The organism is Pedococcus soli (assembly GCF_054782575.1).
Window position 1 is genome coordinate 209,151 of the sequence record NZ_BAAGSF010000003.1, and the last position, 14,324, is coordinate 223,474.

A 14,324-nucleotide genomic window follows, 5' to 3' on the forward strand; every position below is an offset into this window, starting at 1 on the left:
GTGTCGGCGGTCGTGCCGACGGACCTGAAGGTAGGAACCGGCGGGGTGAGGGCGAATCACCATCGGTGGTGATCTGGTTGGTGACCGTCGCCCGGCGCTCGTGAGGAGGCCGTGGGACGCGTGGCCGCGTCAGAGGTGGCCGAGCTCGCGGGCGCGTTCGACGGCGGCTCGCCGGGTGTTCACTTCGAGCTTGGTGAAGATGTGCTTGGTATGGGTCCGCAAGGTGTTGACGGACACGAACAGCTCCTTGGCAATGTCGGGGCCGCTGAGGGTGGTGGCGAGCAGGCGTAGAACGTCGAGCTCGCGTTCGCTGAGCGCCTCCACGGCACCGTCGACCGGGTTCGGGGCGGCTCCGGGCCGGTAAGTCGCGTGCCTGAGGGTGCGGGCGTGCGCCGCTGCTCGTGGGTGTCGTTCCGACGCTGCCAGGAGCTCCTCGAGCGGCTCGCCCTCGTCGAGGAAGAGACGGACGAACCCTGCGGGTACACCGAGCTCGAGTGCTGTCGTGAGCTCGGCCAAGGCCGCTTGGCGATCGCCGCGGGCTTCACGAAGAAGGGCGCGGAGCAGGTGGACTTCGATGACGGTCGCCCCGCGACCACCCATCTCGGCGCCCTCAGCGATGGAACCCAGACGCGTCTCGGCCTCGTAGAGGCGCCCAACGTCCGTGTCTGCGTCGGACTCGACCCGGTGCTCTGCGAGGAGCAGGCGCACGTAGGTCAGCTGGTTGAACTCCTCGAGGTACCCGCCTGCGGACTGCTGGTCCACTCCCACCGAGGTCGCCCAGTCGCGTGCTTCGGCAAGTCGCCCTTGCCTGATATGGACGCGGGCCTGCTGCGCGGCTATGGGCGCCACCTCGGGAAAGAAGCCGGCCATGTATCGGTCTTTAGCTTCCTGCAGCAGGCGCAGAGCTGCGTCGAGGTCGCCCTGCGCTCGGCGCAGGCGAGCCGTGGTCATAGGCAGCCGGTACCGGTTCTCCAGCAGCGAGGCTGCCTCGCCCAGGGTGGACGCAGCCGTCAGGTGCTCGCTGGCACGGTCAAGGTGACCGTGTTCCACCAGGACGTCGGCCAGGCCGACGTGGAGGTCGGCGAACGTAGCGAGGGCGGCACCGGGGTGCTTCTCAGCGCCTTCGAGCGCCCGCTCGAACAGGCGCCGCGCTTCGTCGGGTCGTCCACGGGCCACCCACATGCTGCCCAGCGGAACGGTGCCGCCGAACTCGTCGGCAACATCGCCTGCAGCGGCAAGGCTGCGCATGGCAGTGCTGAACGTTTCCACGGCGCCGCGAAGGTTCCCGTCGGCCCATGCGGCCATGCCGAGGAACCCGGCGGCACCCCCGCGGGCCATGTGGTCGTCGGGGCCAACGAGCTCGAGAGCCTTGCGCGCGTACTGCTGGGAGGCGGCGGTGTCCCCGCGTGCCTGGGCGGCGGATGCGCGGAAGATGGCCACGGTGGCCGGCAGCGTGCGCAGCTCCTCGCGGGTAGCCGTAGACGCGTCTAGTGGGGTCATGGGCGGGTTGGCTGCGTAGGCGGTCTCCGCTGCGGCTAGCCAATCGTCGACACCTTCCAGGTCACCTTCGACGAGGCTGGTCCAGGCGCGGTAGGTGGCCAGCAACGCGCGCTGCCGGATGGTGTCGTCGGGCAGGGCGGTCAACCAGTCGCGGATGAACTGGTCGTGGCGGGTGCGGCGCAGGTCGGGCAGAGCCCACTCGACCAGGTTTGCAGCGTGACCCGGGTCAAGTGCTTCTAGTGCGTGCCGCACTGCGTCCAGCGGTCGGTCGTGGTCGGCGTACCAGGAACTGGCGGCGCGATGGAGCTTCGGCACGGCGTCGGGGTGGTCTGCCAGCAGGCGCGCGCGGAGCGCCTCGACGAACAGGTGGTGGTACCGGTACCAGGTGCGTTGGTCGTCGAGCGCGACGACGAAAAGGTTGCTGCGGTCCAACGCGTCCAACTGGGCTCGGCCGTCGCTTCGGCCAGTCAGCGCATCGGCCAGAGGTCCGGTGAGCTCGTGCAGGACGGACGTGTCGAGCAGGAACTGGCGGACGGCTTCCGGTTGGTGGGCCAGGACTTCGTCGACGAGGTAGTCGAGGATGAACCGGTTCGTGCCGGTGAAGTCTTGGACGAAGCCGCGACTGTCCTCCACGCCTTGTAGGGAGAGCCCGGCCAGCTGCAGGCCAGCGACCCACCCCTCGGTCCTGGTGGCGAGGGCCTTGACGTCCTCCGGCGACAGAACCAGTCCCATGACGCGGTTGAGGAACATGCTGGTCTCGTCGTCGGTGAACCGCAGGTCAGCGGCCCGCAGCTCGAGGAGCTCACCGCGAGCTCGCAGCCTCGGCAGCGGCAGCGGCGGGTCTGAACGGGTGGCGATGGCGAGGGTCAGCTGCGGCGGGGCATGGTCGAGCAGGAACGCGGCGACTGCGTGCGCCTGCGCAGCGTCGATGACGTGGTAGTCGTCCAGGGCAAGGACAGTGGCTCCGCTGTGGGCGTCGAGCTCGTTGACGACGCTGGTGAGCACGGCCTGGGTCGGTGGGGTGCCGCCGTCGGCCATGAGGCGCGAAGTCTCGGGCAGTTCGCAGACGGACGCGAGGGCTGCGACGACGTGCTCGAGGAGCCGGGCGGGGTCGTTGTCGCCCCCGTCCAGGGACACCCACGCGACTCGCCGGCCGGCGTCGCTGGTGCGCAACCACTGGGTGAGCAGCGTCGTCTTGCCAAACCCGGCTGGCGCCGAGACCAGGACCACCCGGGGCAGACCCTCGGTCATGCGGCCGGTGAGCCGCTGGCGTGGGACCAGGTTCGGGCGCGCGGCAGGCACATGCAGTTTGGTCCCCAGCACAGCCACCTGCTGAGTGTAGGAGCGACCGTAGGCGCTGGTCAGCGGGTTCGGGGTGAGGTGGCCAGCTCACATTCGCAGTCACCAGACATGGTGACGCGAGCGGTGCCACGACCGCCTTACGTTCGCTGCACCACGAGCGGTTGACGCTCGTTCTCATCGAAGGAGAACCGCCATGACCACCACCGCCCTGCCTCCGGCATCCACGACCGAGGCGCCCGGCCTGTCCCTTCGGCGGCTGAACGCGATGCGCGCCGGCTACCTGCTCATGTTCGTCGGGCTGGTCATCGTCAAGTGGCCGCTGCTGCCGCAGGCTCGAACCCTGCCCCTGTTCGAAGGTGTGACCGTGTGCCTCCTGACGGCCATGTCAGTACTCGCCTTCCTCGGTCTGCGGCAGCCGACCCGGATGCTGCCAGTCCTGGTGTTCGAAAGCGCCTGGAAGGTCCTGTGGCTGTCACTGGTCGCCTTGCCGCGGGCCTTGGCCGGAACGGTGGACGACGCCATGAGTCAGGTCATCGTGAACTGCTCAGTGGTCGTCGTCATCATCGCCGTGGTGCCCTGGGGTCACGTGTGGCGAACCTTCGTCGCCGGGCGCGCAGAGCGTTGGCGGTGACCCCCAGCGCTGTGCCGTTGGGGCAGCCGGCGCCGCAACGCAGTGGCCCCAGCGTGCGGCGCCTGCTCCTGACCTCGCGCCGCTCAAGCCCGTGCCGGCTTTGGGGGCGCCTGTGCTGAGGAAACCGAGGCGCCCTTTGAGCGCTGTCAGGGCGAGACCGTCAGGAGAACCTTGCCGCGGGCGTGTTCGGTCTCGACGTAGTGGACAGCGTCGGCACCCTGAGCCAGGTCGAAGACTCGGTCAACCACCGGAGTCACCCCGTGTGTGACGATGAGCGCGCTCAGCGTGCCCAGCTGGTTGGTGCTGGGTCGTGCTTGCGGGATGGCGATTCGCGGGCCGGGGGCGCGGGACAGGAGCTGGGCACGGACCAGCAAGCCAAGAGGGCCGACGAGTCGTCCGGTACCGGGCACGCCACCTCCGGACAGCACGAGGGTGCCGGTGTCGCGCACGAGCCGGCGCAGCCGACGCACTGACCGGTTCCCGACGAGGTCGACCACGGCGTCGTAGCGGTCCCCGGTGGCGCAGAAGTCGGTGGTCGCATAGTCGACGACGGCGTCGGCGCCGAGCGCGCGGGCTTGGGCCGCGTTGCGGGAACTGCAGACGCCGGTGACATGCATGCCTCGAGCATGGGCAATCTGGACGGCGAACGTGCCGACCCCGCCGGAGGCGCCGTTGATGAGGATGCGGTCGCCGGCGCGCGCGCCGGCCGCGTCGAGGCAGGTGAGCGCCGTGGTGCCCGCGAGAGGCACAGCGGCCGCCCCTTGGGCCGTCACACCCTCCGGGATGCGCGCGATTGCGTCTGCCGATGCCACGGTGTACTCGGCCCAGGCGGCGTCGGCCTCCCCAAGGACGCAGTCACCGGGCTGCCACCCGGTGACGCCCTCGCCGACAGCCACAATGGTGCCGGCGAAGTCGGTTCCGCGAGTCTGCACTCGCGGCGCGTGACGACCGAAGACAGTGCGGTCGAGCAGCCGCGCCAAGCGGGGCTCGCCGCGCATGATGTGCCAGTCGCGGGCGTTGACCGAGCTCGCGTGCACCCGCACCAGAACCTGGCCGGGTCCGGGTCGAGGGACAGCAACCGTTACCAGACGCAGCACGTCCGGCGACCCGTACGCATCCTGCGCAAGAGCCCTCATCGTCGTTGTCCTCTGGGCCGTCGTCCGGGTGGAAGTCGTGTGCACGGGGGACACCGGGCTGGCCTCAGCTCCGGTGTGGGTCGCCGGTGAGTCTTGGCCTGGTGTCGCCGAACCCCCGCTCGTGGGTGGCGTGACCACGGTCACTTCACCTCCGAGCGCAGCAGCGTGACCACGCCGACGGCCAGCGGGACGACCAACCAGGCTGCGGACGTCACACCGAGCTGCGCCCACTGCTGCGCGCTGAACCCGCCCTTGAACAGGGCGCCCTGTGTGAAGTTCGGGTCGACCCAGGGCTGAGCGTTGCGGAACCACTCCTGCCCCATGGCCAAGAACGTCAGAAGGGTGGGGGCGACGAACGCGTAGATGAAGTACGTGACGATGGCTCCGGCGGAGGCGCGGATGAGGACGCCGAGCATAAACCCAGCCGCCATGAGGAGCGTGTTCGCCAGCGTGTAGTAGGCCAAGTCGGTGACGTTCTGGTCCCAGACCGGGTGCACCCCGTGGATGGCGGTGCCCGCAACGTTGCCGAGTGCGCCAAGGGGGAAGGCGAGGACCATGGCGACGATGCCAACCAGCAGCATGGCGACGCCTTTGGCGAGGATCACCCGGCCACGGTGCGGAACGAGGGTGAACGTGGTCAGTCCGCTGCGCTGGCTCCACTCAGCGGTGACCGACAGCAGGGCGATGAGCGGCAGCAGGATGCTCATGGGTTTTCCGATGGCGAGGGTGAACATGCCGTAGCTAAGCTGGCCAGCCGGGGCGAACGCGATGACCAGGAGGGTGGCGGCCACGGCGGCCAAGCCGGTGCCGATGAGCAGCCAGAACCCGGAACGGGTGTCGAAAGACTTGCGCAGCTCGACGGCGACCAGACGCCGAAGCGGGATACGGATCGAGACGGCGGAGGGACTCGCCGTGGTGGTGGGTGTGGCGGGGGTGGTCAGGACGGTGGTGGTCATGCCACGGCTCCTTCTCGCTGGGTTTGGGCGGTGAGCTCGAGGAACATCTCCTCCAGGCCCGCGCCTTCGGCGGGGCGCAGGTCGAGCAGGGCGACACCGGCGCGGGCGGCGTGCTGCCCGACGTGCTCGGGGTCGGCATCGACGCGCAGAGTGGTGATGCCCGTGGCGCTGCGCACGCCATGTTCGGTGTACACGGTCCCTGCGCCGTCGAGCGCTTCGGTGAGGGTGGCGCCGTCGCGGGTCTGGACGAGGGTGCCGGTGGTGGCGAGCAGGTCGGCCTTGGTGCCGTGGGCGACGATGCGGCCGTGGCCGATGACCACGAGGTCGTCGGCGATGACCTCGATCTCGTGAAGCAGGTGGGAGGAGAGGAGGACAGTGCCGCCGCGGTCTGCGTAGCTGCGCAGGAGGTCGCGCATCCAGCGGATGCCGGCGGGGTCGAGGCCGTTGGCGGGTTCGTCGAGGATGAGGACCTGGGGGTCGCCGATGAGGGCGGTGGCGATGCCGAGGCGTTGGCGCATGCCGAGGGAGTAGTCGCGCACGCGCCGCTGCGCTTCGGTGTCGGTGAGGCTGACCCTCGCGAGCATCTCCGGGACCCGGCTCGCCGGCAGACCCATGGTCTGCGCGGCGAGGGAGAGGATTTCGCGCCCCGTCCGGCCGGCGTGCTGGGCGGATGCGTCCAGCAGGACCCCCACCTCTCGCCCGGGGTTGGGCAGGTCGGTGAACCGGCGTCCGAGGACAGTGGCGGTGCCGGTGGTCGGGCTTGTGAGGCCGACCATCATCCGCATGGTGGTGGACTTGCCGGCGCCGTTGGGGCCGAGGAATCCGGTGACGCGTCCGGGCCGGGCGGTGAAGGTGATGTCGTCGACGGCGACGGCCGGGCCGTAGCGTTTGGTGAGCCGTTCCACGGTGAGCATGAGTAGGTCCTCTCGGAGGCAGAGCCAGCAGCGTGCTGGCTACGACTGGGGCGCAGTGGGGGTCAGGGCGGTCCGCTTGAAGCCCTTGACGATGAGGTAGATGCCGAAGCCGAGTTCCCAGAAGAACTCCGGGGCAGCCGAGAGGCTCTGGACCGCTCCACCGGGCTCGATGAGGTGCAGGACGGCCGCGGACCCGGAGGCGACGATGAGGGGACCGCCGATGAGGCCGAGGACGGCGAGCCGGCGGGGCACCAGACGGCTGCGGAACATCATCCAGCCGAGGATGCAGCCGTTGCCGACACCGACGACGAACTGCGGGCCGAGGTTGAACGTCCAGTGCTGCATGGCGAGGAACGCGTCTCCGACGACGGGCAGCCCGGCGGTGGCCTGCCCACCCGAGGCCGCGTAGTCCTGGCGCAAGGTGACGACGGTGAGGACAGCGAGGATGCCGACACCGATGAATACGCTCTCCATGATTCGGGCGGCGATGAAGCTGAGGCCGAGGTTGGGGTACCTGCGCTTGACGACCGTGTATAGGGCGGTGGCGCTGCCGATGTTGGCGATGATGAGGATGGCCTCGGCGAACGCGCCCCACAGGACGCGGGAGTCGTGGCCCGGCCCGGTGATGTAGTTCCCGTCGAACAGCGGCGGGTAGAACCACACCTTGGCGGAGATCGAGGTGATGTAGGTGACGACGAACATCCAGCCGACGATGGTGGCGGCGCGGCGCGTCGGGTCCGTTGCCGGCGGGCGTTCGATGGTGCGGGCCTGCTGGGTGGTGGTCATGTCAGTCTCCTTGTTCGGTGGTTGCAGCGGTTGAGGGGTCGCGGTCGTGCTGTTGCAGGGAGAGCAGGGTGATGCCGATGTCGCCGAGTTGGCGGAGCAGCCCGTGCAGGGCGGCTTGGTCGGCGACGGGCCCGCGGAGGAGGGTGGTGCCGTCCTCGAGCGGGGTCAGGGTCATGCCGTCGAACCTGCTGGCCCAGTGACTGCCGAGGTGTCCTTGGAGGCGAATCTCGTACCAGGCGCGGTCGGGCCCGGTTGGGGCTGGCTGGTGCGTCATGGCTCTGGCTCTCCCGAAGGGTGTGCGCCTGGTGGGCGCTGGCGGCGGTGGACTGGTTCGATACGCCGCAAGCTAGGAGCACATGTGGTGAGCGGCCATCACCGCATCTGGTGAAACCGCACGGTGAACATGACGAGTCGTCGGCTGAACCTGAACGCCCCAAAGGGGATGTATCAGGCCAGCGCAGGCGCTATGACCTGCGGTTTACGCGTCGCGCATCTGGTGCTCGCCATCGCCGCTGCCTACCGTGGATGGGCGCCCGGCCTCGGATGGCCGCGCAGTTCCTCCCGGAGACCGCACATGCAAGACACGTCCAGCGCCACGGTTCGAGCGCCTGCCCCACAGGGACGCGTTGGGTGGGGCTTTGTGCTCCTGTACACGCTGTCCTACTTGGGCACGTCGCTTCTGTTCCTGGCTCCGCTCGTGGTGACCTTGGCCCTGAAAGTGAACGACCTCGTGGGCAAGGACGAGGCCCCCGCAAGCCTGGCGTTGGTCGCTGGCGCTGGCTCAGCGGTGTCCTTAGTTGGTAACCCCTTGTTCGGCCGGTTGAGCGACCGAACCTCCTCACGGTGGGGTATGCGCCGCCCGTGGATGGTTGGCGGCCTGCTTGGCGGGACCGGCGGCATCCTGCTCGTAGCGACCGCGAGCAACGTGCCCACCGTGGTACTCGGATGGTGCATCGCCCAACTGTTCTTCAACGCGGTCCTGGCGGTGCACGTGGCTGTTCTGCCCGACCAGGTTCCCTCGGCGCAGCGCGGTCTGGTCTCAGGTGTTCTCGGCATCTGTCTGCCCATCGCGTCCATCGGCGCGACGTTCGTCGTGAAGCTGTTCTCCGGCCACGAGCTCGCGATGTTCCTGCTGCCGTGCGCCTTTGGCGGCCTGTTCATCGCGGTGTTCGCCGCCACCCTCAAGGACCGGACGCTGCACGCTGACACGCGGCCGGCGTGGACGCTGCGGGATGTGGCCACCACGTTCGTCGTGAACCCGCGCCGCCACCCGGACTTCGCCTGGGCGTTCCTCAGCCGGTTCCTGCTGGTCATGGCGTACGCGTTCCTGACGACGTACCAGGTGTACTTCCTCCTGGAGCGCCTACACCGCGCCGAGGCTGACATCCCGAACCTGGTCTTCCAAGGCACCGTCGCCCAGTCGTCTGCGGTCGTCTTGGCGTCCTTGGTTGGTGGTCGCATCTCCGACAGGGCTGGGCGGCGCAAGGTGTTCGTGTGCGCTGCCGCGCTCGTGTACGCGTTCGCCATGCTGATGCTGAGCGTTGCCGGAACCTTCCCGATGTACCTGGCCGCGTTGGCCGTCAGCGGACTCGGCTTCGGGCTGTACTTCGCCGTCGACCTCGCCCTGGTCACCGAGGTGCTGCCCGACCCTGACAACGCCGCCAAGGACCTCGGCGTCTTCAACTACGCCGGAGCCATCCCGTTCACGCTTGCGCCGGCGCTGGCGCCGGCCATCCTGTCCTTCGGCACGGGCAGCTACGGCATCCTGTTCGCCGTTGCCGCCGCGTGCGCTGCTGCGGGGGCGTTCGCCGTGCTGCCGGTGAAGGCGCTGCGCTGAAGGCTCGACCGTCCCTCCGGAGGCGGCAGTCAGTCCTTGTGACGGCTCAATAGGTTGAGCTCGCGGGCGCGAGTCACGGCGGCGCGTCTGCCGCTGACTCCGAGCTTGCTGTACACGTTCCGCGTGTGCGTCCGGACCGTGTTCAGGGACACGACGAGGTGTCGGGCCAGCTCGGGCCCGCTGAGGTCGGTGGCGAGCAGGCGCAGCACCTCCAACTCGCGTTCGCTGAGCGGGTCGACCAAGTTCTGCCGTGACGGCTCTGTCCGGGCCGGTGCGGTGCCAGACCCTTCAGGCGCGCAGGCAGCGCGCACCGTCCGCACCCACGGCGTTTGCTGCTCCTCCGAGGTCAGCAGCGCGACGAGCCGTGGCAGGTCGACTGCGTGGTCTGTGAACGGGCGGGCGAACCGCTGCTGGTCGCTCAACCTCAGGGCCAACCGGAGGTGGTCGGCGGCGGCGTGCCGGTCGCTGGCAGCCAGCGCGGCGCACGCTTCGAGCATCGTGACCTCAAGCAATGCACCGAGCCGCCCGCCGGCTTCGCTCGCACCGCGCAGCCGGGTCAGGAACGAGCGAGTCGTCGCAAGGCTCGTCGCAGCCGTGCTCCGGTTCTCAGCCAAAAGAAGCATGGCCAGAGTGATGTGCTCGTACTCGCGGACGTACGACAGCTCGTCGTCGGGTCGCAGCTGGTGGGCGTCCGCCCAAGCGCGCCCTTCGTCCAGTCGCCCTTGGGCGATGAGCAGCCGGGCGCGGGTGGCGTGCACCGGGCGGACGTCTGGCTTGAAGTCTGGGACGTAGACGCGTTCCGCTTCGTCGAGCAGGGCCAACGCCTCGTCGACATCACCTCGGGCTGCGCGCACCAGCGCCATGGTCACCCTGACCTGCGCGGCGTGTTGCGGCATCCCAGCGGCTTCGCCGAGTTGCTGGGTGCGACGCAGGTGTTCGTCGGCTTTGTCGAGCTGACCGCGCTCGACAGCGACTTGCGCCAGACCTGTGTGCATGTCCGCGGCGCCCCTAGGGACCGCAACGGTGTTCAAGGTGAGGTCGAGACCGCCTTGCAGGGTCCGTTCCGCGTCGCTGAGCCGGCCCTGGGCGATGCGGATGTCGGCCAGTGTCGTGATGCAGCCCAACACGTCGGAGATGTGACCCGCCTTGAGGAGCTCCTCGACACACCTGGAGTAGCAGTAGTGGGTTTCCTCGATGGTCCCTGTGCGCCAGTGCGCGAGCCCGGACAGGCCCCACGCGCCCGCGCGGGTCCGGAAGTCGTCGGCGGCTGCCGTCCTGGTGGCGAGGGCGACGTGCCGCTGTGTCCCTTCCAGGTCCTCAGTCAGCAAGGCGTGGGCCGCACGGTAGAGCTGCACCTTGCCGGGCACCTGGAGGAGCTCGTTGGGGTCCTCGACGACCACACCAGCCTCGGCCGGCGAGGCAGCTCCCATTTCGGCGAGAACGGCTTCGAGGTCGTCGAGGCGTTGCGGTATTGAACTCACGTGGCTGACCGCCATGAGCCCTGCGATGAAGCCGATGGCGAGGACGGGGCGGCCGCGGACGACGTCACGCGGGATGGCCTCCACCCAGCCCACGATGGTTGCCTCCTGACGGTCACGCAGCAGGCCGGGGATGGCACTCTCCATGAGCGCCGCAGTCCGGGAGGGGTCGCCCGCGGCGAGGGCGTGCCCTACGGCCGCGACCGGCTGACCGTCTGCGTAGTACCACTCGCTGGCCCGCTGGTGCAGTGTCGCCAATCGAGGGCTGGTCGGGTCCGCTGACGCGTGGGTCCGCAGGACGTCGGCGAACAGGTGGTGGTAGCGGTACCACTGGCGTCGCGCGTCGAGCGGGACGACGAACAGGTTCTCCCGTTCGAGCCGTTCCAGGGTGTCGGCACCGCCGGTGTTGCCGGTCACCGCGTCGCACAGGGGACCGCTGAGCCGTTCCAGGATAGAGGTGCGCAGGAGGAACTCTCGAACGGCCCGAGGTTGGCGGCCCAGGACCTCTTCGACGAGGTAGTCGACGATGAACCGGTCGTCGCCGGCGAAGTCGGCGAGGAAGCTGCTGACGTCGCCGCGGTTCTGCATCGACAGGACGGCTAGCTGAAGTGCCGCCGCCCAGCCCTCGGTGCGCCGTTCGAGAATGGCGGCCTCGGCCGGGTCCAGGTCCACACCGGCATGCTGCAGATAGCTGGCTGCTTCGGCGTCGGTGAACCGAAGGTCGGCTGCACGAATCTCCACGAGCTCACCCCGAGCTCGCAGCCGGCTCATGGGCAGGCCGGGGTCGGTGCGGGTCCCGAGCACGAGATGCGCGTGCGGCGGCAGGTGCGTCAACAGGAACGCGACACCGTCGGAGATGTCGGGGTTGTCGACCAGGTGGTAGTCGTCGAGGACGAGGACGACGTCGTGCTCAAGCTCGGCGAGCCGATTCACCAGCTCGGTCAAAGCCGCCTGTGGTGGGGGCGCTGAGCTTTCGAGCAGCGGCAGGACGTTGGCGCGCAGGTCGGGGATGGGGCCGGCAAGGGCGGTGACGGCGTACGTCCAGAACGTGCCGGGGTTGGTGTCGCCGGCGTCGAGGGAGAGCCACGCGACGAGCCCCGGCTCACAGCGGTGGTGCACCCAGTTCGCGAGGGCGGTGGTCTTGCCGAACCCGGCTTGGGCGGCGACCACGGTCAGCTTGGCACCCCGGCCTTGGTCGAGCAGGTCGCTGACGCGGGCCCGCAGGAGCGTGCCGGGTTTGGGCGGAGGGATGAAGAGCTTGGTGGTGAGCAGGGGACCTGACATGCCTGCTCCGTTCGCGACACCCCGGCTGGCTGTCTGCAGCGTAGAACAGCTTCTGCCTGCGCCGAAGCACATCCGCGACGAAGCGATGATTGGTGGCGAGCAAGGGCCCGGACCCTCGGGCAGGGGGACTCCGAGGGTCCGGGCGGTCTGTGAAACGCCCTACCGGTATGTCCGGCCGGCGGCTCAGCGGCCGGTGCCGCGAGTGGCCACGCGGGCCCGCACCTTGTGCAGCTGCGGCATGAGCCCGTAGATGACGATGGGGACGGCGATCGTGGCCAAGACGAAGGTGCGCAGCACCGGGTTCATCGGGCGCAGCCAGTCGCCCAGGGCCAGGTTGATGAGGGTCAGGGTGGGAAAGACGCAGAGCCAGATCATGAGGGCGAGCTGGTGCTTGGTCGGTGGTGCGATGCGGGGCGGTGCCGCGGGTGCGCTGGGAGATGCTGAGGCGGGGTTGGGCATGGCGGAACTCCTGATGTGGTGATGGTGAGGTGGTATCGAAGAGGTGGTGTCGAAGGGGTGGTGTAGCGGGCAGGGTCAGGGCACGAAACCCTGGTTGAAGAGGTCGACGGCTGCGCGGATGTCCGCGTCGACGAGGTCGTTGTTGATCGCGATGGCAGCGGCCGACCCTTCACCGGCGGCGGTGATGACCTGGGCTCGCGGGTTTGCGACGTTGCCGGCGACCCACAGTCCGGGGACGGTGGTGGCTCCGTTTGCACCGGTGGCGACCCAGCCGTGCTCGTCGAGGTCGCACCCGACACCGGCGAGGAGGTCGGAGTGCGGAGCGAACCGTGGCGGGACGAAGACCGCGTGGCGAGGGATGACGCGTCCATCGCTCATGGCGACTCCGTGCAGGGCGTCGTCCTTGATGACAAGGTGGTCGACCTCGCCTTCGACGACGCCAATGGCGCGGGCGACGAGCTGGGACCGGTCCTGGGCGGTCAGGGCACCCTCAGGGGTGAACAGGACCAGGTCGTGGGTCCACTGGCGCACGATGTGCGCGTACCGGACGGTGTCCGGTCCATGCCACAGGACGCCGAGCGGGTGGTCACGGACCTCCCACCCGTGGCAGTACGGGCAGTGCAGGACGTCCTTGGCCCAACGGTCGGCCAGGCCGGGGATGTTGGGAAGCTCGTCGTGCAGCCCGGTCGTGACGAGGACTCGTCGGGCCTTGACGCGCTGTCCGTCGCCCAGCAGCGCCTGGAAACCTGCGTCGTTGCAGCGAACGAGCTCCCGCACGGTGCCCTCGACGATGGTGGCGCCGTATCCGGTGACCTCCTTCCGGCCGGTCTCGAGCAGCTCAGCGGGCGGCATCCCGTCGCGGGAGAGGAATCCCTGCATGTGTGCGGCGGGCGCGTTACGAGGGTGTCCGGCGTCGACGATGACGACGTCGCGCCGGGCTCGGCTAAGCACCAGGGCGGCGGACAGACCGGCGGCTCCGCCACCGACCACGAGGACGTCGTAGTTGTTGTTCATGGCGACACTGTGGAGCCGTGGGCCCGGACGACACCAGCCCCGTTGCTGTTTCCGGGAACGGTGATCGTTTCGTCTGCCCTGTGCGGCAGGTCGCAGGGACAGTCCGCCTCGACGAACAGGTCGTACAGCGACGACCGGAGTGGGTTGAGTGCGTTCATGGCGCGCTCCGTTTCGGTGCCAGGCCGGGACCCTTCGCGTCGGGCCGTTGAAGGGTTCCGCGTGCGCTCGACGGTACGAACGCCTCTAGTGAGCAAGCACCCCCACATGTAATGAGAGCGGCTGGTGAATCATCCCCGGTCGGGTGTCGATGGAGCTGCGCGATTCCTCCGGCCCAGAATTGGCAACAGGCGTTGCCATGGGCGCGCCCGGTGGTCACCATGGGCGCATGGAGGACTCGCCGACAGTCATCGCGAAGGCGCTTGAGCAGGTTGGCCCACGGCTCAAGCAGCTGCGGGCGACACGAGGTGTCACGTTAACGGCGCTGGCCGAGTCCACTGGCATCTCCAAGAGCACCCTGTCCCGGCTGGAGACAGGACAGCGTCGAGCCAGCTTGGAGCTACTACTGCCGTTAGCTCAGGCGTACCGCGTCCCACTCGACGACCTCGTCGGGGCACCCGAGGTAGGCGACCCGCGGGTTCGACTGAAAGCCAGCAAACGCAACGGGCGGACCGTACTGCCGCTGACCCGCCAACCCGGCGGGGTGCAAGCGTGGAAGATCGTCATCCCCGTCACAAACAGCACCCCGCAGCTCCGGAGCCACGAGGGGTACGAGTGGCTGTACGTCCTGTCTGGTCACATGCGCCTGGTGCTCGGCGACCACGACCTGGTCCTGAAGGCCGGTGAGGTGGCCGAGTTCGACACGCACGTTCCGCACTGGTTCGGCAGCGACGGCGTCCAGCCTGCCGAAGTGCTGAGCCTCTTCGGTCCCCAAGGGGAACGGGTCCACGCACGCGCCCGGTCAGCAAGCAAGCAGCAGCCCTGAGCATCCTGAAGGGTTGGCACCGTCGCGCCGGCTATGGAGCGCACT

At 69.0% G+C, this 14,324-nt stretch carries 13 protein-coding genes; 3 read left to right on the plus strand and 10 right to left on the minus strand.

All coding sequences use genetic code 11. The features are described 5' to 3' along the window. Positions 1-129 precede the first annotated feature (129 nt). Complete coding sequence (locus ACYVKF_RS03965; protein ID WP_460964988.1) at positions 130-2,250, minus strand: LuxR C-terminal-related transcriptional regulator; 2,121 nt, start codon at positions 2,248-2,250, stop codon at positions 130-132. Positions 2,251-2,995: 745 nt separating this feature from the next. Here ACYVKF_RS03965 and ACYVKF_RS03970 point away from each other — a divergent pair. Beyond that, on the plus strand, positions 2,996-3,433 hold the full coding sequence (locus tag ACYVKF_RS03970) for a hypothetical protein (protein ID WP_460964990.1): 438 nt from the start codon (positions 2,996-2,998) through the stop codon (positions 3,431-3,433). A 146-nt stretch (positions 3,434-3,579) separates the two neighbouring features. Here ACYVKF_RS03970 and ACYVKF_RS03975 read toward each other — a convergent pair whose 3' ends face one another. From ACYVKF_RS03975 to ACYVKF_RS03995, 5 genes are all read right to left on the minus strand, one after another. Continuing rightward, entirely contained in the window at positions 3,580-4,569 is a 990-nt protein-coding gene (locus ACYVKF_RS03975; protein WP_460964992.1) for an NAD(P)-dependent alcohol dehydrogenase, read from the minus strand. A gap of 140 nt (positions 4,570-4,709) precedes the next feature. Continuing rightward, positions 4,710-5,525 (minus strand): ABC transporter permease, encoded by an 816-nt coding sequence (locus ACYVKF_RS03980; protein WP_460964994.1) that lies wholly within the window; start codon positions 5,523-5,525, stop codon positions 4,710-4,712. After that, positions 5,522-6,439 (minus strand): ABC transporter ATP-binding protein, encoded by a 918-nt coding sequence (locus tag ACYVKF_RS03985; protein WP_460964996.1) that lies wholly within the window; start codon positions 6,437-6,439, stop codon positions 5,522-5,524. Before ACYVKF_RS03985 ends, ACYVKF_RS03980 begins: the two co-directional genes overlap by 4 nt. A gap of 39 nt (positions 6,440-6,478) precedes the next feature. Further along, entirely contained in the window at positions 6,479-7,225 is a 747-nt protein-coding gene (locus tag ACYVKF_RS03990; RefSeq protein ID WP_460964998.1) for a DUF4386 domain-containing protein, read from the minus strand. Between the two features lies 1 nt (position 7,226). After that, positions 7,227-7,400, minus strand: a complete 174-nt coding sequence (locus ACYVKF_RS03995; protein WP_460965000.1) for a hypothetical protein — start codon at positions 7,398-7,400, stop codon at positions 7,227-7,229. A gap of 465 nt (positions 7,401-7,865) precedes the next feature. On the opposite strand from ACYVKF_RS03995, the gene ACYVKF_RS04000 reads away from it, so the two are divergent. Beyond that, positions 7,866-9,062: an MFS transporter gene (locus tag ACYVKF_RS04000; RefSeq protein WP_460965003.1), complete on the plus strand. Its 1,197-nt coding sequence runs from the start codon at positions 7,866-7,868 to the stop codon at positions 9,060-9,062. A gap of 29 nt (positions 9,063-9,091) precedes the next feature. Here the strand turns inward: ACYVKF_RS04000 and ACYVKF_RS04005 are convergent, their stop codons facing one another. The 4 genes from ACYVKF_RS04005 to ACYVKF_RS04020 all read right to left on the minus strand — a co-directional run bounded on the left by ACYVKF_RS04005 (position 9,092) and on the right by ACYVKF_RS04020 (position 13,455). Further along, positions 9,092-11,824 (minus strand): LuxR C-terminal-related transcriptional regulator, encoded by a 2,733-nt coding sequence (locus tag ACYVKF_RS04005; protein ID WP_460965005.1) that lies wholly within the window; start codon positions 11,822-11,824, stop codon positions 9,092-9,094. A 183-nt stretch (positions 11,825-12,007) separates the two neighbouring features. Continuing rightward, positions 12,008-12,283, minus strand: coding sequence for a hypothetical protein (locus ACYVKF_RS04010; RefSeq protein WP_460965007.1), 276 nt, complete (start codon positions 12,281-12,283; stop codon positions 12,008-12,010). A 75-nt stretch (positions 12,284-12,358) separates the two neighbouring features. Further along, positions 12,359-13,297: an NAD(P)/FAD-dependent oxidoreductase gene (locus ACYVKF_RS04015; protein WP_460965009.1), complete on the minus strand. Its 939-nt coding sequence runs from the start codon at positions 13,295-13,297 to the stop codon at positions 12,359-12,361. Continuing rightward, positions 13,294-13,455 carry a hypothetical protein gene (locus tag ACYVKF_RS04020; protein ID WP_460965011.1) on the minus strand — a complete coding sequence of 54 codons (162 nt, stop codon included), beginning with the start codon at positions 13,453-13,455 and terminating at the stop codon, positions 13,294-13,296. Before ACYVKF_RS04020 ends, ACYVKF_RS04015 begins: the two co-directional genes overlap by 4 nt. A 227-nt stretch (positions 13,456-13,682) precedes the next feature. Between ACYVKF_RS04020 and ACYVKF_RS04025 the strand changes: the two genes are divergently transcribed. Then, a complete protein-coding gene (locus ACYVKF_RS04025; RefSeq protein ID WP_460965013.1) occupies positions 13,683-14,279 on the plus strand; it encodes a helix-turn-helix domain-containing protein in 597 nt (198 codons plus the stop codon). Positions 14,280-14,324 lie beyond the last annotated feature (45 nt).

Excerpts from the sequence above, each read along its gene's own strand:
- ACYVKF_RS04025 (WP_460965013.1), top strand. The coding sequence starts at position 13,683 with ATGGAGGACTCGCCGACAGTCATCGCGAAGGCGCTTGAGCAGGTTGGC.
- ACYVKF_RS03995 (WP_460965000.1), bottom strand. The coding sequence starts at position 7,400 with ATGACCCTGACCCCGCTCGAGGACGGCACCACCCTCCTCCGCGGGCCC.
- ACYVKF_RS04015 (WP_460965009.1), bottom strand. The coding sequence starts at position 13,297 with ATGAACAACAACTACGACGTCCTCGTGGTCGGTGGCGGAGCCGCCGGT.
- ACYVKF_RS03990 (WP_460964998.1), bottom strand. The coding sequence starts at position 7,225 with ATGACCACCACCCAGCAGGCCCGCACCATCGAACGCCCGCCGGCAACG.
- ACYVKF_RS03975 (WP_460964992.1), bottom strand. The coding sequence starts at position 4,569 with ATGAGGGCTCTTGCGCAGGATGCGTACGGGTCGCCGGACGTGCTGCGT.
- ACYVKF_RS03965 (WP_460964988.1), bottom strand. The coding sequence starts at position 2,250 with ATGTTCCTCAACCGCGTCATGGGACTGGTTCTGTCGCCGGAGGACGTC.
- ACYVKF_RS04010 (WP_460965007.1), bottom strand. The coding sequence starts at position 12,283 with ATGCCCAACCCCGCCTCAGCATCTCCCAGCGCACCCGCGGCACCGCCC.
- ACYVKF_RS03985 (WP_460964996.1), bottom strand. The coding sequence starts at position 6,439 with ATGCTCACCGTGGAACGGCTCACCAAACGCTACGGCCCGGCCGTCGCC.
- ACYVKF_RS03970 (WP_460964990.1), top strand. The coding sequence starts at position 2,996 with ATGACCACCACCGCCCTGCCTCCGGCATCCACGACCGAGGCGCCCGGC.
- ACYVKF_RS03980 (WP_460964994.1), bottom strand. The coding sequence starts at position 5,525 with ATGACCACCACCGTCCTGACCACCCCCGCCACACCCACCACCACGGCG.
- ACYVKF_RS04020 (WP_460965011.1), bottom strand. The coding sequence starts at position 13,455 with ATGAACGCACTCAACCCACTCCGGTCGTCGCTGTACGACCTGTTCGTC.
- ACYVKF_RS04005 (WP_460965005.1), bottom strand. The coding sequence starts at position 11,824 with ATGTCAGGTCCCCTGCTCACCACCAAGCTCTTCATCCCTCCGCCCAAA.